General features: G+C 23.5%; 12 protein-coding genes and 10 tRNA genes. 8 read left to right on the top strand and 14 right to left on the bottom strand.

All coding sequences use genetic code 4. From position 1 onward, the window contains the following. Positions 1-168 precede the first annotated feature (168 nt). Together MCAV_RS03020 and MCAV_RS03015 are read right to left on the bottom strand one after the other, a co-directional pair. Entirely contained in the window at positions 169-3,000 is a 2,832-nt protein-coding gene (locus MCAV_RS03020) for a hypothetical protein (protein ID WP_391591649.1), read from the bottom strand. A gap of 428 nt (positions 3,001-3,428) precedes the next feature. Next, positions 3,429-4,655, bottom strand: coding sequence for a hypothetical protein (locus MCAV_RS03015; protein ID WP_391591648.1), 1,227 nt, complete (start codon positions 4,653-4,655; stop codon positions 3,429-3,431). Positions 4,656-5,068: 413 nt separating this feature from the next. Here MCAV_RS03015 and MCAV_RS03010 point away from each other — a divergent pair, with 413 nt between their 5' ends. From MCAV_RS03010 to MCAV_RS02995, 4 genes are all read left to right on the top strand, one after another. After that, the gene (locus MCAV_RS03010) at positions 5,069-7,045 is read left to right on the top strand and encodes a transketolase C-terminal domain-containing protein (protein WP_391591647.1); all 1,977 of its coding nucleotides are present in this window, start codon (positions 5,069-5,071) and stop codon (positions 7,043-7,045) included. A gap of 149 nt (positions 7,046-7,194) precedes the next feature. Continuing rightward, positions 7,195-7,500 carry a 50S ribosomal protein L31 gene (gene rpmE, locus MCAV_RS03005; protein ID WP_391591646.1) on the top strand — a complete coding sequence of 102 codons (306 nt, stop codon included), beginning with the start codon at positions 7,195-7,197 and terminating at the stop codon, positions 7,498-7,500. Positions 7,501-7,591: 91 nt separating this feature from the next. After that, on the top strand, positions 7,592-8,686 hold the full coding sequence (prfA, locus tag MCAV_RS03000; RefSeq protein ID WP_391591645.1) for a peptide chain release factor 1: 1,095 nt from the start codon (positions 7,592-7,594) through the stop codon (positions 8,684-8,686). After that, the gene (locus MCAV_RS02995; protein WP_391591644.1) at positions 8,676-9,557 is read left to right on the top strand and encodes a N5-glutamine methyltransferase family protein; all 882 of its coding nucleotides are present in this window, start codon (positions 8,676-8,678) and stop codon (positions 9,555-9,557) included. Before prfA ends, MCAV_RS02995 begins: the two co-directional genes overlap by 11 nt. A 78-nt stretch (positions 9,558-9,635) precedes the next feature. On the opposite strand, the gene MCAV_RS02990 is transcribed toward MCAV_RS02995, so the two are convergent. From MCAV_RS02990 to MCAV_RS02940, 11 genes are all read right to left on the bottom strand, one after another. After that, positions 9,636-9,721: transfer RNA gene (locus MCAV_RS02990), tRNA-Leu, on the bottom strand. 42 nt (positions 9,722-9,763) lie between these two features. Continuing rightward, positions 9,764-9,840: transfer RNA gene (locus MCAV_RS02985), tRNA-Thr, on the bottom strand. A 53-nt stretch (positions 9,841-9,893) separates the two neighbouring features. Then, positions 9,894-9,969: transfer RNA gene (locus tag MCAV_RS02980), tRNA-Val, on the bottom strand. Between the two features lie 67 nt (positions 9,970-10,036). Further along, positions 10,037-10,112 (bottom strand) — tRNA-Glu (locus MCAV_RS02975). A gap of 5 nt (positions 10,113-10,117) precedes the next feature. Then, a tRNA-Asn gene (locus tag MCAV_RS02970) sits at positions 10,118-10,192 on the bottom strand. Between the two features lie 268 nt (positions 10,193-10,460). Continuing rightward, positions 10,461-11,492 (bottom strand): ZIP family metal transporter, encoded by a 1,032-nt coding sequence (locus tag MCAV_RS02965; RefSeq protein WP_391591643.1) that lies wholly within the window; start codon positions 11,490-11,492, stop codon positions 10,461-10,463. A 269-nt stretch (positions 11,493-11,761) separates the two neighbouring features. Then, positions 11,762-11,835: transfer RNA gene (locus MCAV_RS02960), tRNA-Gly, on the bottom strand. A gap of 5 nt (positions 11,836-11,840) precedes the next feature. Beyond that, positions 11,841-11,927 (bottom strand) — tRNA-Leu (locus MCAV_RS02955). 89 nt (positions 11,928-12,016) lie between these two features. Further along, positions 12,017-12,091, bottom strand: a tRNA-Lys gene (locus MCAV_RS02950). Between the two features lie 5 nt (positions 12,092-12,096). After that, positions 12,097-12,171: transfer RNA gene (locus tag MCAV_RS02945), tRNA-Gln, on the bottom strand. A gap of 5 nt (positions 12,172-12,176) precedes the next feature. Continuing rightward, a tRNA-Tyr gene (locus MCAV_RS02940) sits at positions 12,177-12,262 on the bottom strand. Between the two features lie 442 nt (positions 12,263-12,704). Here MCAV_RS02940 and rpmG point away from each other — a divergent pair. The 3 genes from rpmG to ileS all read left to right on the top strand — a co-directional run bounded on the left by rpmG (position 12,705) and on the right by ileS (position 17,741). Further along, positions 12,705-12,866 carry a 50S ribosomal protein L33 gene (rpmG, locus tag MCAV_RS02935; protein ID WP_391591642.1) on the top strand — a complete coding sequence of 54 codons (162 nt, stop codon included), beginning with the start codon at positions 12,705-12,707 and terminating at the stop codon, positions 12,864-12,866. A 431-nt stretch (positions 12,867-13,297) separates the two neighbouring features. Further along, a complete protein-coding gene (locus MCAV_RS02930) occupies positions 13,298-14,848 on the top strand; it encodes an NCS2 family permease (protein WP_391591641.1) in 1,551 nt (516 codons plus the stop codon). Positions 14,849-15,047: 199 nt separating this feature from the next. Next, complete coding sequence (gene ileS / locus MCAV_RS02925; protein WP_391591640.1) at positions 15,048-17,741, top strand: isoleucine--tRNA ligase; 2,694 nt, start codon at positions 15,048-15,050, stop codon at positions 17,739-17,741. A gap of 251 nt (positions 17,742-17,992) precedes the next feature. On the opposite strand, the gene MCAV_RS02920 is transcribed toward ileS, so the two are convergent. Next, positions 17,993-18,187 (bottom strand): hypothetical protein, encoded by a 195-nt coding sequence (locus MCAV_RS02920; RefSeq protein WP_391591639.1) that lies wholly within the window; start codon positions 18,185-18,187, stop codon positions 17,993-17,995. A 201-nt stretch (positions 18,188-18,388) separates the two neighbouring features. Between MCAV_RS02920 and MCAV_RS02915 the strand changes: the two genes are divergently transcribed. Continuing rightward, a complete protein-coding gene (locus tag MCAV_RS02915) occupies positions 18,389-20,356 on the top strand; it encodes a hypothetical protein (protein ID WP_391591638.1) in 1,968 nt (655 codons plus the stop codon). The last annotated feature ends 6 nt before the right edge of the window (positions 20,357-20,362 follow it).

The following is a 20,362-nucleotide window of genomic DNA, read 5'->3' as shown; positions in this document are numbered from 1 at the left end:
AAAATATTAATTAAAAAATAGCAATATTTTTAACATTATTTGAGATTAGTTAATAAGTTATAATTTTTAATTTTTCAAATCTATTGTAACATATTTATACGATTGATAAATATTAATTTAAAAAATTATTTTGTTTATAATCTCATTTACTATTAAAAAAACATTTGATTAAAAATACTTAATTTTAAAATGGTTTTTGAAATATTTTTGAATAATATCGTTTTGAGATAAATTTGGTTTTTGTTGCTGAATTATTTTTATTATTTGATTAAAATCTTCTCATAAAATTACTGATCCTTTAGTAATTGATTTGTCAATAAATTTTCAACAAAGATTTCATGTTGTTTCTAATTTTTTTTCAACTTCCATTTTCGCTAAAATTGATGCAGCTGCTACAATTTTATGTTTTGTTTCAGCTTCTATTACAAATTCAAAATAATTAGCTGGTTTTAGTGGTTCAAATCAAAAATCACTAATATGATCATAATATTTTGATTTAGTTGAATTACATCTAAATATTTGATGGATATGATCAATATATTTTTGAAAATTTTCACTAGTAGTAAATGCATCAATAATTTTTTTACTTTGATCAAATATAATAGCTAATTCTTGATTTTCACTAATGATTTTATTTCGTAATTTTAATCAAGCAATCGAATACATATAAGTTAATAAAATCTCTTGATTGCGAAACAAATCATAATATTGATTATATTTTTCCATTTCTAATGATCATACAAAATATCATTTTTTATCTAAAATTGTTTCTAAATGGTCATGACTTTCTTGAAAATTTCATTTAGCAATTTTTTTAGAATCAGTAATTAATTTAGATTTTTCTAATTGATTTAAAGTAGTTTGATCACAACAACAAACAGCAACAGTTAAATTAGTTGATCATTCACTTTTTCCAGATTCATCCCCACCCAAATAAAAACAATCTACTGTTTTTTGTCCATATTCAATTTCTATTAATTGATATTCGTTTTGATCATTTTTTATTAATTCAGTTTTAATTTTTGGCAATTGATTTTCCTCATAATTTTTTTCTGTTAATATCAATTGGTTTTTAACTTGATCAATTTCTGTATTTGTTATTTGATTTTCTTTTTGGTTGTTTTTAAGTTCTAATATTTTATTTTCTTCTTGATCAAAATAATATTTTTCAAAAAATCAATTAGGAAATATTTTTAATAATTGATTTAAATCAGATTGGTTCTTTTCAATATTTTCAATCATCATTTTTAAATCAGAATAAAAAATTATTTGAATTTTATTGTATTGAAATTGTCCTTGAATATTATTTTTAGGTTTGTTAGATTTATTAGGTTCTTTATATAAAAAATCTTTTTGATTTTTAAGATGATTAATTACTTGATTAACTTCATCTTGAGATTTTAAAATTATTATTATTTCTTTTAATTCTTTCTCTTTTCTCTTTTTTATTGATTGATTTTTGACTTGATCATTTTTTGTTTCAAATAATTGATTTTCTTTTTGAGTTAAATAATATTTTTCTAAAACTAAATTAGGAAATTTTTTAAATAATCGATTTAAATCGAGTTGATCTGGATCAATATTTTGAATTACCATTCTCAAATTAGAATAAAAAATAATTTGAATTTTATTATATTGAAATTGTCCTTGGATAATGTTTTGAGGTTCATGATTTAAAACATCTTTTTGATTTTTAAGATGATTAACAATTTGATTAACTTCATCTTGAGAATTAAAAACTAGTTTTATTGGTTTGGCATTATTGTCATTTTTGTTTTCTTTTTTCTTTTTTGTTTTTCTTTTTCTTTTTGGTTGTAGATTTTTATTTCCACTATTTCGATCACTTTTTAGTTTGACTGATTGATTTTTTGTATTTGTTAGTTCATTTTCTTTTAGAACACTATTAATTAGATGATTTTTAATTTCTAATTTTTTATTTTCTTTTGGATCAAAATAATATTTTTCAAAAAACCAATTAGGAAATATTTCAGATAATTTTTTTAAATTGGTTTCATTTAAAGAAATATTTTCAATTAAGATGTTATTATTTTTCTTAAAAAATTTAATACAAAATGATTTAAATTTAAATTGTTCTCTAATATCTGAATTTGATTTTAATTTAGGATTTAATATAGCATTATTTTTTTGATTTTTAAGATAAAAAATGATTTCATTAATGTCTTCTTGAGATTTTAGAACAATTTTTATTGTTTTTGAATTAATAAAATTTTTTTGAAAAATGTTCAAATCTTTTATTTTTTTAACTTCTTCATTTTTTATTTCAACTGATGGTTTTTCTATCTGATTTTTGACTTGATCATTTTCTTCATTTTTTGTATTTGTTAATTCATTTTCTTTCAGATCATTTTTAATTAGAGCATTTTCAATTTCTAATATTTTATTTTCTTTTGAATTAAAATAATATTTTTCAAAAAATCAAGTAGGAAATGTTTTGAATAAACCATTTAAATCAGCTTGATTTTTCTTAACATTTTGGATTATCATTTTCAAATCAGAATAAAAAATAATATGAATTTTTTTATATTGAAATTTTCCTTGAATCGTATTTTTGGATTTATGATTTAAAATATCTTTGTGATTTTTAAGATGATTAATAATTTGATTAGCTTCATCTTGAGATTTTAAAACAAGAATTATTTCTTTTGATTTTCTCTCTTTTTTCTTTTTTGTTGATTGATTTTTATTTTGACTATTTTTTAGTTTAGATGATTGATTTTCTGTTTGATTTGAATAATATCTTTCTGAAACTAAATTAGGAAATATTTTAAATAATTGATCTAAATCAGAAACATTTAGAATTTCCATTTTATAATTTTTTAAAAAATCAATATAAACTTTATTTTTATTTCATTTAAATCTTTTTTCAATAGAACTTTTTGGTATTGATCCAAGATTTGCAATTTCATTATTCTTTTTTAAATGAGAAATGACTTGATTAATTTCATCTTTAGATTTAAAATTAATTTTTATTTTTTTCATAATTATTTGATTTTTTAACTTTTTTGTTTTTTGCTAAATTATTGATGAATATTTTCTAAATTAAAATTAATCTTATTGATATAACTAAAAAAATGATTTTTAATTTTAGAATTTATTTTTATGATTTAAAACTTTAAGCATTTAATTCAAATTAATTGAATTTATGATCCAGTTTATTGAAACGTTAAAATCTTGTTTAGTATTTTTAAAAATAAATAAATTAAATACTAAAATTTAATTAATAAAGTTAAAAAATAATAACTGAAAATTAGTAATATTTTTAACACTATTTAACATTAGTTAATAAGTTATCATTTATTAATTTTTAAAAATTATTTTATTAATACTATTATAAAAAATAACTTATAAACACCAACTTAAAATTTTGATTATATCATAAATATTATTTATTATTAGAAAATTTTTAATTAAAATTGTTTGATTTTAAAATGAATTTTAAGATATTTTTTGATAATATCATTTAAAGATAAATTAGGGTTTTGTTGTTGAATTATTTTTATTATTTGATTAACTTCTTTTTGCTGAATTGCTGAACCTTTAGTAATTGATTTTTCTAATAAATTTTCAATTGGATTTCAAATGGCATTTCATTTTTTTAAAAATTCCATTCGCGCCAAAATTGATGCAGTTGCTACAATGGGATATTTTGTTTCAGCTTTTTCAACTAATTTAAAATAACTAACTGGTTTTAGTGGTTCAAATCAAAATTGACTAATATGATCATAATATTTTGATTTAATTGAATCATATTTAAATGACTCATGAATTTGATTAATGTATTTTTCAAAATTTTTACTACTAGTAAATGCATCAATAATTTTTTCACTTTGATCAAATCGAGCAATTAATTTTTGATTTTGACTAATAATTTGATGACGTAATTTCAATCAAGCAATTGAATACATATAAGTTAGTAAAATATTTTGATTTTGAAATAAATTATAATATTGATTATATTTTTCCATTTCTAAAGATCAGACAACATATGATGTTGCTTTTAGGATTGTTGTTATTTTCAAAAAACTTTTTTGAATATTTTTTTTAGAAAGTTTTTTTGAATCAATAATTAATTTCGATTCTAATAATTGATCTAAACTATTTTGATCACAACAACAAACAGCAACAGTTAAATTACCTAATAATTCACCCTTACCTGATTCATCACCACCTAAATAAAAATAATTTAGTGGTTTTTTTTCTGATTGAACCATTTTTATAACATTTTTATTAACAGTAATTTTTTCTTTTGGTTCAATTTGAATTTGTTTGTTTTCAGAATTGATTATTTGATTTTCAGTATGATTTAGAAAATATCGTTCTAAAACTCAATTAGGAAACAATTTAAATAATTTTTTTAAATTAAATTGAGATGGATTAGCTTTTTGAAGCATCATTTTTTTACTGTTATAGTAAAAATTAATATAAACTTTAGCAAAATTAAATTGTTCTTGAATATTACCCTTTGGTCCACAATTTATAACTTGATCATGGTTTTTCAAGTAATCAATAATTTGATTAATTTCATTTTGTGATTTAAAACTAATTACGATTGGTTTTGGATTAGTAAAATTTTCTATAAAAATATGAAAATTTTTTTGATTTTTAATTTTTTTATTTTTTGCTAAATCGTTCATATATTTTTTCAAAACAAAAATGATAAAATTATTTTTTTAATTTTTGTTATTTAATTATTAATGATTAAAATTTTAGAAAATTTAATTCTAATTAAATCAATAATAATATTGTGATAAATTAAATAAGATCTTTTTTAATAGTTTTAAAATAAATTAATTGATTATTAAAATATATTATAATTATTGATTGAAGTTTTATTAATATTAAATTTAAGTTGAATTTTAACAATTAATTATTATTAAAATTCAATAAATATTATTAAAAATAATTATTTTTAAGTTTAATTTAATAAACTGCATATATATTAATAAATTAAATTAGCAACGTTTTTGACAATTAATCAATAAAGTTTAAATTTTTAATTTTGGAAAAGGATTGTAATATATTTAACAATTAATAATAAGAATAATTTATGAATACTAATTTAAAAAAAGCAATTAACGCGATTCGAATTACTGGTGTAGAAGCAGTTGGCGTTGCTAATTCAGGTCATCCAGGAATTGTTTTAGGTGCAGGACCACTACTAACAACTTTATTTGCCAATCATTTAAATTTTGATGTTAGTGATCCTAATTATTTTAATCGTGATCGTTTTATTTTATCAGCCGGTCATGGTAGTGCTTTACTTTATGCTTTATTTGCTGCAATTAAAATGCCTAATGTTAATGTTAAAGATTTAAGTTCTTTTCGTCAACTCAATTCTATTTTTGCTGGTCATCCCGAACGTAATCTTTTAACAGGAGTTGAATTAACTACTGGTCCATTAGGACAAGGCGTAGCATCAGCAGTAGGTTTTGCAATTGCTGAAGCACATTTAAGTGCAATGTTTAAAGTTAATGATCAAAGTGTAGTTGATCATTACACTTATTGTTTATTTGGTGATGGTTGTTTTCAAGAAGGTGTTTTTCATGAAGCATTAGCAGTTGCTGGTTTTTATCAATTATCAAAACTGATTTTAATTTATGATTCTAATAATGTTCAATTAGATGGTTATACTAATGCCACTGAAAACATTGATCATCAAAAATATTTTGAATCATTAAATTTTGATTATCATTTTGTAGCTGATGGTGAAGATTTAGGAGCAATTAATAAAGCAATTATTGCTGCTAAAAAATCTAATCGTCCTAGTATCATTGAAGTGAAAACAATTATTGGTAATTTTTCTGCTAAAGCTAATTCTTCAGCAGTTCATGGTGCGCCATTATCAGCTAGTGAAATTGAATCATTACGTAAAACTTTAAAATATACTACTGAACCATTTACTTATGATCAAGAAGTTTATGATGCTTTTAATGATTTACACCAACGCAGTCAAGAACATCATCAACAATTTCTAACTCGCTTAGAATTATTTAAAACTAAAAACCCTGAACAAGCAGATTTAATTACTAAAATTTTAAAAAATCAATTTGATTTATCATTTATTGATCAAGCTGCAACTTTATCATACAATAAAGAAGCTAGTCGTAATATTATGGGTGATGTTTATCAATTAGCAACTCAAGTTAATCCAACTTTAATTACTTTAAATGCTGATTTATCAACATCAACTAAAATTATTCATAAAAACCAACCATATGCTAATGCTTCAGATCATACTGCACCTAACTGAAATGTTGGTGTAAGAGAATTTGCCATGCAAGCCATCAATAATGGTATTAGTGCTCATGGTGGTATTTTAGCTGCTGGATCAACCTTTTTAGCATTTGTTGATTATTTAAAAGCAGGTTTAAGACTTGGTGCAATTAATCATCTTAATACTTTAACGATTTTTTCTCACGATTCACTAACAGTTGGTGAAGATGGACCAACCCATCAGCCAATTGAACAATTAGCAATGTTAAGAGCAACCCCTAACATTTATGTTGCTCGTCCATGTAATGCTATTGAAGCAGCGGTTGCTTTAGAATTATGATTAGATCAGAAAACTGCTGCTCCAGTTGTGATTACAACTTCAAGAGCACCATTTAAAATTTTATCTGCAGAAATTGATTTAGTTAAAAAAGGTGCATATGTTATTTATGGTTCAGCTCATACTCAACCTCAAGTTGTTTTATTTGCTACAGGTAGTGAAGTTGAATTAGCAATTGCTGTTGCTGAATTTTTAGAAAATAAAAATGTTACAGTTCAAGTAATTTCTTTCTGGTGTCACAAATTGTTTGATCAACAAGATGTTGAATATCGTAAATCAATTTTAAATCATCGTTTTACTTTTAGTATTGAATTAGGTGCGACTGCTAATTGACGTAAATACGCTCGTTATGTTTGAGGTGTTGATCGTTATGGTTTATCTGCACCTGGTCAAAATATTCTTAATGTTCTAAACTTTACTGCAGAAAAATTAGCAACAAAAATTTTAAAAATTTTAGCTAAAAACATTAATTAATGATTTTTGATTAAATCAGTTAATTAAAAATTCAATTAATAAATTATTTTTTTATAGTTTATAATTATTTATTAAGACTAAAATAATTTTTTTACAATTTAAAATTATTTAATTTAGTAATTTTTAATCTCTTTTTACTTTAAAATTTTATGAAAAAAAACACTCATCCTAAAATAACTAATGTCACTTTTACTTGTTTAGCTTGCAAATCTAGTTTTAGTGTGTTATCAACAATTAGCAATCCTAATGTGGCAGTTGAAGTTTGTTCACAATGCCATCCTTTTTATTTAGGTAAAAACACACTAGGTAAAGTAACTGGTAAAGCTGAAAAACTTTTAGATAAATTTGAAGCTGGTAAAAAACAAATTAGTGAACCAATTGCTAAAAAAACTGTTAATAAAACAAAACCAGTTCGCAAAACACGTCAATCACTATCAGATTTAGAAGTTAAATAAATTTTTTTAACTAAAAAATAAGAACATGATCAAAGTAGTATTTATTTTTTTTTACTGCTTAGTCATGTTTTTTTAATTTAAGATTTTATTTATGAATTACAACATTAATTTATATAATGCTCTAAAATCAATTCATGAAACTCATGAAAAACTTGTTGCAGAATTAAGTGAAATCAATCAAGATGTTGATCAAATTGTTTCTTTAAACAAAAAAATTGCTCAAGTTGCTAATGCTCATTATGGTTTCTTAAAATTTGATCAGTTCATTAAAAATTTTAATCAAGCAAAAGCGATTGTTGATCAAGGTAATAAAAGTGATCCTGAACTATTAGAATTAGCACAAATTGAATTAGAAGAATTAAAAGGATATTTACCTGAATTAGAAAAAGAATTACAAATTCTTCTAATCCCTGCTGATCCTAATGAAAATAAAAATGTCATTATTGAAATGCGTCCTGCTGCTGGTGGGGATGAATCTAGTATTTTTGTTAATGACCTTTTTGATATTTACAAACGTTATGCTGCTAATAATAACTGAAAATTACAAATTTTAGATGTTGTTACAAACGCAATTGGTACAACTTATTTATCATTCAGTTTAGCAGGTGAAAATGTTTATTCCAAAATGATTTTTGAATCAGGAGTACATCGGGTTCAACGTGTTCCTGCAACTGAATCAAAAGGTAGAGTTCATACTTCAACAATTACTGTTAGTGTTTTAGCTGAACAAGATGAAGTTGAAGTAAAAATTAATCCAGCTGATTTAAGAATTGATGTATTTCGTGCTGGTGGTGCTGGTGGACAACATGTTAATAAAACAGAATCAGCTGTTAGAATTACTCATTTACCAACTGGAATTGTTGCAGCATGTCAAGAAGGCAAATCACAAATTTCTAATCGTGAAAAAGCAATGGTAATGTTAAGAGCAAAATTATGACAAAAATTAACTGATGAACAAAATCAAGCCATAGGTGATATTGTGCGATCTCAAGTAGGTACAGGAGATCGTTCAGAAAAAATTCGCACTTATAATTATCCTCAAAACCGTGTTACTGATCATCGGATTAATTTCACACTCAACCGTTTAGATTCAGTGATTTTAGGTAATTTAGCACCAATCCATGAAGCATTAATTAATGATGATCAAGCTAAAAAGTTACAACAATTAATTAGGAATGAAACTTAAAACTAATTTACAACTAATTAATGCAGCAGAAAAATTTTGTCACATACATCATAAAGACCCCTTATTAGCTTTAGAAATTTTGTATTTTCTATCATCTAAAATCAAAAACTTAATTGATTATGTTGAATTAATGCACCAACCAATTGATGTTAATCAAACTGATTATCAAACGATTTTAAATCAAGTTTGTCTTCAAAATATTCCTTTAGCACGAATTTTTAAAAAAACTTATTTTTATCATCGTCTTTTTATTGTTAATGATCAAGTTTTTATTCCAAGACAAGAAACAGAATTAGTTGTTAAAACTTTAATTGATCAAATTAAAAACTATCATTTAGAAAATGATACTTATTTAGATTTGTGTACAGGAACAGGAATTATTGCTATTACTACTAAATTAGCAATACCACAACTAAAAGAAGTAGTTGCAGTTGATCTTAGTACTCATGCTTGTATTAATGCACGAATTAATTGTGAACAACATCAAACTGCAATTAAAGTAATTGAAGCTGATTGATATCAATTTTTATTAAAACATCATTCATTTGATATTATTAGTGCTAATTTTCCTTATGTTGGTATTAATGATCCAATTGCTAATAATCTTTTAGCAAACGAACCACATTTAGCATTATTTGCTGAAAATGATGGTTGATCTTTTTATCAATTGTTATTAGATTTTCTAAGTACTTATGAAAAGCAATCAAAGTGAAAAATTGTTGTTTTAGAAACAAGCGCTTATCATTACAAACAATGAGCAAAAGTACAACAACAATTTAAAAATTGAGATTTTGAACTGATTTATGATTTCAATCAACATTTACGTGTTGTTGTAATTAGATCTAGTTTACTAAAAAATCAATTATTATAAAATTGATCTAAATCAAAAAAAGAAAAACCCTTTGACTAAATCAAATTAGCAAAGGGTTTTCTTATTATTAAAATATTATGGTGCATCTGGAGGGAATCGAACCCACACATCTTAATGATACTAGATCCTAAGTCTAGCGCGTCTGCCAGTTCCGCCACAGATGCATTAAGCATTAAATTAATGCTTAAATAAAGTTAATATTAAAATGGTGCCGACTATAGGAATCGAACCTACGACCTACTGATTACAAGTCAGTTGCTCTACCTAACTGAGCTAAGTCGGCAACAAAAAAGGCCATTTTTACTGGCTTTTTAAGTTTTTATTAACAAAATAAAATGGTGGAGCGTGAGGGGCTCGAACCCCCGACCTCCTGCTTGTAAGGCAGATGCTCTCCCAACTGAGCTAACACTCCGCAAATGGTCCAAAATTGATTGCAATTTATGGAGATATTTTTTGGACCAAAAAAATATTTTGTAATATGGCGACCCGTACGGGATTCAAACCCGTGAATGCACGCGTGAAAGGCGTGTGTGTTCGTCACTTCACCAACGGGCCAATAATGGCGGTCACAGTAGGGATCGAACCTACGACCAACCGGTTAACAGCCGGTGGCTCTACCGCTGAGCTATGTGACCAAAAAAGAAAATATATAAATGCTTATTAATTAATAAATTGTTAGAAACAATAAAGTATTATATACTAAAAAATATTATTACTATTTTTTATTTGAAAATTAAACTACTATTTTAATATTTTTTAAAACAAAATCAATTATAAATGATTATCTTGAAAAACTATTTTAAATAATAAATTATGATTAAAATTTTTAGACAATTTTTTAATTTAGATTTATATATTTTAAGATTATATTGAAAAATGATTAATAGTTAATTATTAGCAAAATTATAATTTTAAAAAGATCATTGCTTGATTAACTAAATTAGTTTGATTGATTAATTGAGTTGCTTGTTCAGCATTTGCATGTTCTTCATGATGACCATGGAAACTAACAGCAAAAAAGGCAAATAACATTCCTATAAGAATTAAACTAATAGCAATATATCAATGTTTTTGAATTCTTGCTTCAGCAACTACTTCTGGTAATAATTCAAATAAAGCAACAAAGGCAAAATAAACACCAATAATAATATCGATCATACCTTCTAATCATGGCACTTGTGTGATGAATGAACCAATATTAGCACCAATAAAAATAAATGGTACGATTAATAAAGTCATTAATGCAGAATAACCCATCGCTCTAAAACGAGGAATTTTCATATCACGCATGCGATAATATAAAATGAATTCTTCAGGAATTAAATGCAAGAAAAAACCAATAAAGATTAGTAAAGAAATACTATCACCATCAGTTACAATGTGAAAAATTGCAAATCCTAAAATTAAACCAGCAGCAACTCGATGTGACAACAATAAATAGATCGCTAAAAATTTACTTTTTAAATTTCTTTCTTTTAAATTAGGATCTAAAAAGAAATCTTCACCATGAACATGTTTGTGAAATTGTTCATGGTGATGAACTTGATCATCATGAATATGATGACTGTGCACTTCACTATTTCAATTAAGCATTTTTAATCTTTTACTCATAAAATATTTCAAGAAAAACGCTGATCCTAATCCAAGTAAAGCACTAGCTGTAATAATTGCAACTCTAATGACTAAACTATCAGCATAATTTGCTTGAATTATTTCAACTCCTTCAGGAGCTTCGCCAAACAAACCTAAAACAACAAAAAAACCAATTGTAAAAGAATATAAGAACATTGTTCATTTTTTACTTAAAGTTGGTTTTAGAATAGGTGCTAAAACAGTAATTAACATCGGAATCGAAATAATGATTAAACTTAAAATTAAAGCATTAAGATTATAGTTAATATAAGCATTATTCGAAATTTTTATCGCTTCAAACATAAATTTTTTACTTTTTTATTAATTTGATTTATTTTAAAAACATTCAAAATTATAAATCTTTTTTATAAAAATTATAAATAAAAAATGAAAATTTGGGTTTTTTTCTTGATTTAATGATTTAATTTAGAGATTTAATAAATTATTAAGCGATTAAAAAGCAATTTTATCTTATTAGAAAACAATCTAATTTTTTTAAAATAAAGACTTTAGCATAAATAAAAAACTCTTAGAGGTTTTAATTCTAAGAGTTTTTTATATTTATACTAACTTGGAGCAGGTGATGGGAATCAAACCCACGCTTATAGCTTGGAAGACTATAGTTCTATCACTAAACTACACCTGCAAATCTGGTGCTGGAAGGGGGACTTGAACCCCCACGAGATTGCTCTCACAGGATCTTAAGTCCTGGGCGTCTACCGATTCCGCCACTCCAGCATAAAACTGAAAAAAAATAGAATTAACTAATTTTCTTCAGAATTAAATCTGATTAAATTTGAGAGTTGATATACAGATTTATTTTAAAATGGTGATCCACCAGGGGATCGAACCCTGGACCCTTTGATTAAAAGTCAAATGCTCTACCTCTGAGCTAGTGGATCATAAATGGCTGGGCTGGGTGGGATCGAACCACCGCGTGCCAGAGTCAAAGTCTGGTGCCTTACCGCTTGGCTACAGCCCAAAATATGGTGGGCAGGGAGGGATTCGAACCCCCGAAACCATAAGGTGTCTGATCTACAGTCAGAAGCGTTTAACCACTTCGCTACCTACCCGATTTTTTATTTTAAGAAAATAAAAACTAAATTTTATTATAAATAATTAATTTGATATTTTCTAAAAAAATAATTAACTAATGATAAATTTTAACTTATTCTTATTTAAAAATTAACTTTAATTTTAATAAAAATGAAAAATTATTGTTTTTTTCTTCAAAAATTAATTTATCATTGATACTAGAGTTTAGGATATAAAGTAATTAATTAAAATTTGTTAAACAAGATTAATAATTATATCTTCTATTATAATTATTTCATTAATTATTACTCTTAAAATAATAAACTAATTTTTAAAAACAAGTTAAATTTTTAAAACAAAACTATTTATAATTTTAAAATATTTTGTTTAAAAAAATTAACTTTCTTTTATTAAACGCAATCTATTTATCTAAAAAAATAGATTGATTAAATTTTAAAATTAATACTAGTATGATAAATTATGGCTATTAAACGCAGCATTCGCTTAAAATGTTCAGATTGTCAAGAAATTAACTATTTAACTAAAAAAAATAGTAAAAAACATCCTGACAAATTAGAACTTAATAAATATTGTAAACGTTGTCAAAAAACTTCTGTTCATAAAGAAACAAAACGTAAATAATTTAATGTGATATTAACTTATTGTTTCTTATTCAGTCATTAATGTTGATTAATCACAAAAATTATAACAACCATAGAGTTTTATATTTAAAAGATATGAAATACTATGGTTTTTTTATTGCATTCCTTATTAAGTAACAAAACTAAAGTAATTAATAATTTTTTAATTAAAATAAATTTTTTTAGTTATAATACTTTTTTATTAATTGTTGTTTTAATTTAGCATTTGCATTTTAGATAAACCAATTTTTATTAGTTCTATATTTGATTTAAAATCACTAATCCAAATAATTTTTATTGTTAGCATGGTATTAGTGATTTTTTTATTTTTAGTAAATGGTTTTTTAATTGCAAAATGGTTTAATTTTTAACAATCTTAATTAATAAAAAAGTATTTATTCCAATTTAAATAAGGATGATAATAATTTAATCTTGAAACGATTCGTGGAAAAATATTTCCAGTTCGAGTTTAATAAAGCTACCTGGAAAAAGGAAATTATTGGTGCTTTTTCTACTTTTTTTGCGATGATGTACATTCTTTCAGTAAATCCTAATGTTTTATCAAGTGCATTTCCATCAAATAGTACTATAAATTATCAAGGAGCTTTGTTTTTAGGTGTAGCACTTTCTACTTTTATTGCTACTTTTTTAATGGGAATGTATGCTAAGTTGCCAATAGTATTAGCACCAGGTTTAGGATTAAATGCCTTTTTTGCTTTTACTGTGGCAGGACAATTTGGTTTAGGATTTAGTGGTGCATTAATTGCTGTTTTCTTTTCAGGAATTGTTTATTTTTTTGTTGCAATCACACCATTAAGAAAATATATCATTCAAGCTTTTCCTAAAAATTTTCGAATTGCAATTTCAATTTTAATTGGTTTATTTATTACTTATATTGGTTTGGTTAATACAGGATTAATTGTTTCAAGAGAAGTTGGTCCACCAACTAATATTGGTGATTTAACTAATCCTTTAGTAATTATTGGTTTAATTACTTTATTCATAATTGTCTTTTTATATTTTCTAAATATTCCAGGAGCAATTTTAATTGGTATTTTATTAGGTTTTTTAATGCTATTAATTACTTTTTTAGTTACTAAAAATCAAAATTATTCTGAAGCAGAATTAACTAAAACGCAGTATTTGAATTATTTTGTTGGATTAAGAAACAACTTTAAAATTCAACCATATGGTGATTTAAAAGAAATTGGTCCATTATTAGAGGGCTCATGAAGTGGTATAGGTAAATATTTTGCTAATCCATTATTTTATGTATCAATTTTTACTTTTTTCTACATTGATTTTTTTGATACTTCAGGAACTTTAATTTTAGTTTCTAACTTATTAGAAAAAGATCAAATTAAAACTGAAGAACTATTTAAAAAAGGCAACATAGTTGATGCTACAGGAACAGTTTGTGGTGCAATTTTAGGATCTTCAACTGTAACTTCTTATATTGAATCATCAGTTGGAATTAAATCAGGTGCTAGAACTGGATTTACAACAATAATAATAGCTGCTTTATTTTTATTATCAATTGCGATTTATCCCATTTTTGGTCCCTTTTTTCAAGTTAAGAGCAATAATTTACCAAGTTTACAACCAATTACTGGACCAGTTTTAATTTTAATTGGAATTTTAATTATGTCTGAATTAGCTCATTTTGATTGGAAAACTAAAATTGATTTACCAGTATTAGTAATGACAGTTTTATTTGGCGTATTAGGTTTTTCAATTTCAACAGGAATTGCTTTTGGTTCAATATTTTATATCTTGATGCACAAAATTGTTTATCCAATTATTTATGTTTTACGAAAACAAGATCGTAGTGAAACAAAAGTTGTTGATCATCAAAAACTTAGCAAAAAAGAATTAGCATTGCGTTTTTTAAAATATGAATTAAATTATCCAATTTTAGTTCTTGGAGCAGTATCAGTTGCTTATTTAGTCATTTTTTCATTAATTGAAGCTAAAATCTTATAACGTGTTTTATTGTTATATTGCCTATATATACAATGGGCAATAATAAGTTGAATGATTAATATTGCTAAATAGATTTGATTATCTCGTTTTTTAATTTAACACATTATAATTAGTTATTAATTGTTATTAAACATAAGTCAGCAATTAAATTTTTAACAAGTCTAATTATTATATGTGTTATTAAAATTCTAGTTAATTTATGGATTATAAAAAAACTTTAAATATTAATCAAACTACTTTTGCAATGAAAGCTAATTTAGCAACTCAAGAACTAGTTTGACAAAAATTTTGAAACGAACACCAAATTTATCAAAAACTATTAGTTCGTAATGGCAATAATCGACAATGAGTTTTACATGATGGCCCACCATATGCTAATGGTAATATTCATGTTGGTCATGCAGTTAATAAAATTTTAAAAGATATCATTGTTCGTATAAAAACTTTTCAAGGTTTTTATGCACCATACATTCCTGGATGGGATACTCATGGTTTACCAATTGAATGAGCATTAATTAAACAAAATAAAAATACTGATTCTAATTTAACAGCAAATGAAAAACGGAATAATTGTAAACAATTTGCAATTGAACAAATTAATAAACAAAAACAACAATTTCAACGTTTAGGTTTATTAAGTGATTTTAGTCAAATCTACTGTACTTTTGATCATCAATTTGAAATTGATCAGTTACAAATTTTTATGAAAATGGTGCAACAAAACTTAATTTTTCGCGCCTTAAAACCTGTATATTGATCATGATCTTCAAAAACAGCATTAGCAGAAGCGGAAATTGTTTATGATGATCATCAATCAGATAGTATTTATGTTGGTATGCCAATTGTTAGTCAAATTGATTGAATTCCAAGTAATACTGAAGTTTTAATTTGAACTACAACTCCTTGAACTTTACCATCTAATTTAGCAATTGCTGTTCATCCTCATATTGAATATCTTTTAATTCAACATCAAGAAAAACATTTTATTTTATCAAAAGAACGTTTTTTAGCAGTTCAACAATTATTGAAATGAAAAAATCCAATAATTATTAAACAATTTAATGGAAAAGCATTAGAACGATTCACTTATCTTAATCCTTTATTAAATGAAGAGCACATCATTATTTGTGCTGAATATGTTTCTAATAATGATGGAACTGGTTTAGTTCATAATGCTCCTGGATTTGGTTTAGATGACTATTTAGCTTGTCAAGAATATCATATTGATGTTTATTGTCCAATTGATGATCATGGTAAATTTACTAACGAAGTTAAAATACCTGAATTAAAAGGTGTTTTTTATCAAAAAGCCAATCCAATGATCATTAAGTGATTAAGTGAAAAAAACGCTTTATATTTTCATGAAACAATTACTCATAGTATTGCTCATGATTGACGTAGTAATAAACCATTAATTTATCGTGCAACCAATCAATGATTTGTCAATATTGATCATATTAAACAAGATATTATTAAGGCTTGTCAAAAAGTTAAATCTTATCCTTCATGAGTTTTAAAACAACTACAAGATACTGTTTTAAAACGCAAAGAATGATGTATTTCGCGCCAACGTTTATGAGGTGTGCCAATTCCAATTTTGTTTGATGCTAACAATCAACCATTATTAGATTTAGAACAAATTAAATATACAATTGATGTTTTAAATGAAAAAGGTTGTGATGCTTGGTTTGAATTACCAGCAACTGCTTTTTTATCACCTAAAAATAAAAACTTAAAAAATGTTACTAAATCAGAAGATATTATGGATGTTTGATTTGATTCAGGTACTTCTTATTCAATTTTGCCAAAACATCATTTAAACTCCCAAGCAGAATTATATTTAGAAGGTACTGATCAATTTCGTGGTTGATTTAATTCGTCATTAATTACTTCAATTATTACAAACCAACAATCACCTTATAAAAATTTAATTGCTCACGGATTTATTTTAGATGAAAATGGTTTTAAAATGTCTAAATCTAAAGGTAATATTGTTGATCCTTTAAAAGTTTGCAATGAAAATGGTGCTGATGTTCTACGTTTATGAGTAGCATCAATTGATTATAATGAAGATATGCGTTTAGGTAAAATTGTTTTTGATCAAGTAATTGGTAACTATCGTAAAATTCGCAATTCTTTATTTCGTTTTTCATTAGCAAATTTAACTGATTTTAATCCTAAAAACGATTGGCAAAATCAGTTAAGTGAAGTCGATAATTATGTTTTAGCAAAATTTAAACAAACAATAACTAATTTTTTAAATTATTTTGAACAATATAGTTTTTATTGTGCAACTAAAGAATTATTAAATTTTTTAAATTTTTATTCTTCATGATATTTTAATTTAATTAAAGATGCTTTATATTGCAATGCTGTCAATGATCAAAAACGTCGTCAAATTCAAACTGTTTTGTTTCAAATTTTAAAAACAACTTTAATTTTATTAGCACCAATTATTCCTCATACTTGTGAAGAAGCATATCAAGCTTTAAATTGATCTGATAAACAACTTTCAGTTCACTTAGAAAAATGAATTGATGTAACTGAAATTAAAGTTGATTCATACGATCAAAATAAATGAGATTATTTTTTCAAATTAAAAGATTTAGTTTATGAACAAACTGAAAAATTACGTGATCAAAAAATTATTAATAGTAATATTGAAGCTAAAGTTGTTCTTGATCAAAAATTTGTAACTAATAATTTTGATTTAGATGCTTTAAGACAATATTTAATGGTTGCTGAATTAAGTTTTGCTAACTTAAATGGTGAAAATTTAGTTGTTTCAAAAACTAAAAATCCAGTTTGTGTAAGATGTAAATTACATTTTCAAGCAACTGAATTAAATGCTTCAGGTTTAGATCAACGTTGTGCACAAGCAATTGAAAAATAATTTTTTTAATTAATTAATTTCAAATTTCAAACTAACATTAAAAAAAACTTGATTCATTTTTAATTACAATGGTTCAAGTTTTTTATTGTTTTATTATAATTTTTTTATGATTTAACAAATTTTAATATTTCAAATTAAAAATTTATTGTATTTGTTATCATAAGAATATTTTTACATACAGAAGAAAGACCTTAGTTATTATTTTGTAACAATTAAGGTCTTTTCTTTATAAACATAAAATAAATTTGAAATTATTTTGTGTCGAATTCTTCTCTACATTTTTCAGTACTACACTCATTAGTGTTAGTAATATTAATTATAGGAATAATATTTACACATAAAAAACTTAACATATCATAAGAAATTTCTAGACTAGGCTCATAAACTTCTAAATTATTTGGATTAATAAAAATCAAATCATTTGGAATTGAATTAATTAATGGCATATGAGTTAAACCTTGCATTTTAGATAAATTGATAAGTATGATAATTTAAAATCTAATTTTTTTGATAATTATTTTATATTTTCATTTCATATTATTGTGGATTATTTATTTCTTGATTAATAAAAATTTAAAAATTAATTTATAATAATTAACAAAATTATAATTAAACAAATAATTAAAAAAATTTTGAAAATAAAATATATGTTTTGTTGTAATTCGAAAATCAAAAATCAAAAAATAAAATTAACTAAAAAATATCAACGTTTAGTTGATTCTAATGATATTTTTTCTTTTATTAATTTTAAAGAATATGATTTATTAGAAGGATGAAAAATTCATATTGCTGCAAAATATGACAATTATAATTCGATTTTAAGAATAGTTAGTAAATTTTGTATTGATAATAAAGTTAATTTTAAATTCATTAATAATACTAAATTATTTATTGAATTATTAACTAATGATCAATTAAATAATTTAACTGGTAAATTTATAACAATTTATCCAGAATCTGAATTTGAAACTAAAAAAATAATAATTAATTTATATTTATTATTAAAAAATTTTAAAGGACCAAGAACTCATTCTAATAGACACTATAAAAATAGCATTATTAGTTATCGTTATTTTCAAACTAATGAAAAAAATTTTATAACAAGAAAATATAAACCCGATAATATTAAAGATATTTTTCCTATTCCAAAAAAAGATAATCATCCCTTTAAGAATTTTGAAGTTTTAGGCTTAATTGTTTTAAAACCTTTCGGTTCGATATTTTTAATAAAAGATTTAAATAATAAATACTATGTAGTTAAAGAATCAAAGAAGTATATGGGTCAGAATGGAAATGGATCAATTAAATCAAGAAATAATGAATTACAAATTATTAATTCGTTAATGTCAAAAAAAATTAATAATTTTTTTCCTGATTTTGTTAAAAGGATTAATTATGATCAAAGTGTTTTATTTTTTTATAAATTTATTAAAGGAAAAACTTTAACTTTTTTAAAAAATGAATTATCTTTTTTAAATTTTAATAATTTTTTATCAAAACTAACCAAAGCTTTAAATATTAATAATTTAATGCGAGATATACTATTGTTTTGCGAAAATAATAAATTGATGTTAAATGACATAAATTTAAATAATTTTATAATTTCAGAAGATAATAAACTTTATTTTATTGATTTGGAATATTCAAATTTTAAAAACGAACAATCTTTTTTAATTCATTCAGAATATCATTATGATATTCATGCTAATAGTTTTGAAGCAGATAAACAAAAAATATCTTTAATGTTATTAGATTTGTATTTTGATGTTAAATCGTTATTATTTTTTAAAAAAAATTTTAAAGCGATTGTTTCGTTTTTATCATACATTTTGTTTAATTTAAAGAATGATTATGATTTATATAGTAAAACACTAAATTTAATTGAAAATACTTTTAATATATCAAATCAAAAATTTATTGAAAATAGAATTTTTTTAAAAAAACCAACAATAAATAAAATATTGTCTATAGAAACAAATAATGATAATCAATTATCAAAAATAGATTTAATTTGAAAAAAAATTTTAGAAAATAAAAAAATAAAAATTGAAACAAAATTATTAGATGAAGAGATTAAAAATGATCCAGTTCAAAAAGAGTATTTAAAAATATTGTCAATAATTTTAAATGAGACAAATAAACAAGTTTTAAAAGAAGAATTTGAAAAATGATTTGAAAATTTTAAGAAATCATTTGTTGTTATAAATGAATTAAAAATTGATATTTTTTTTGAAACCAATAAAAGTTCACCATATTTACAAAATGGAATTGCTGGTTTATTATACATATTTTCTTTATACTATATAAAAACGAATGATCTATCATACAAAGATTTTACTAATAAATTATTTCAAGAAATTAATTTATTTTTTACTAGAAAAATATCGTTAGGTTTTGGAATTATTGGTGTTGTTTTTGTCAAAAAATTTTATTTCAATACTTTCAATATTCAATTTGACAATAACCAATTAATTAATCAATCTTTAATTATTGAAGTAATGTCTAAACAAAATCATATTTATGAATATGATGGAACAAAAATTGAAAATAATAAATTTTTATTAGGGATTGAAGGAATTAAATTTGCTTTAAAATTTATTTATGATAAAAATTAAAATTAA

The sequence above is a fragment of the [Mycoplasma] cavipharyngis genome (assembly GCF_042984175.1).
Taxonomy (GTDB): Bacteria; Bacillota_I; Bacilli_A; order Mycoplasmatales; family Mycoplasmoidaceae; genus Mycoplasma_N; species Mycoplasma_N cavipharyngis.
Note: the sequence above shows the minus strand (reverse complement) of the source record. Positions and strands in the feature narration are given on the sequence as shown.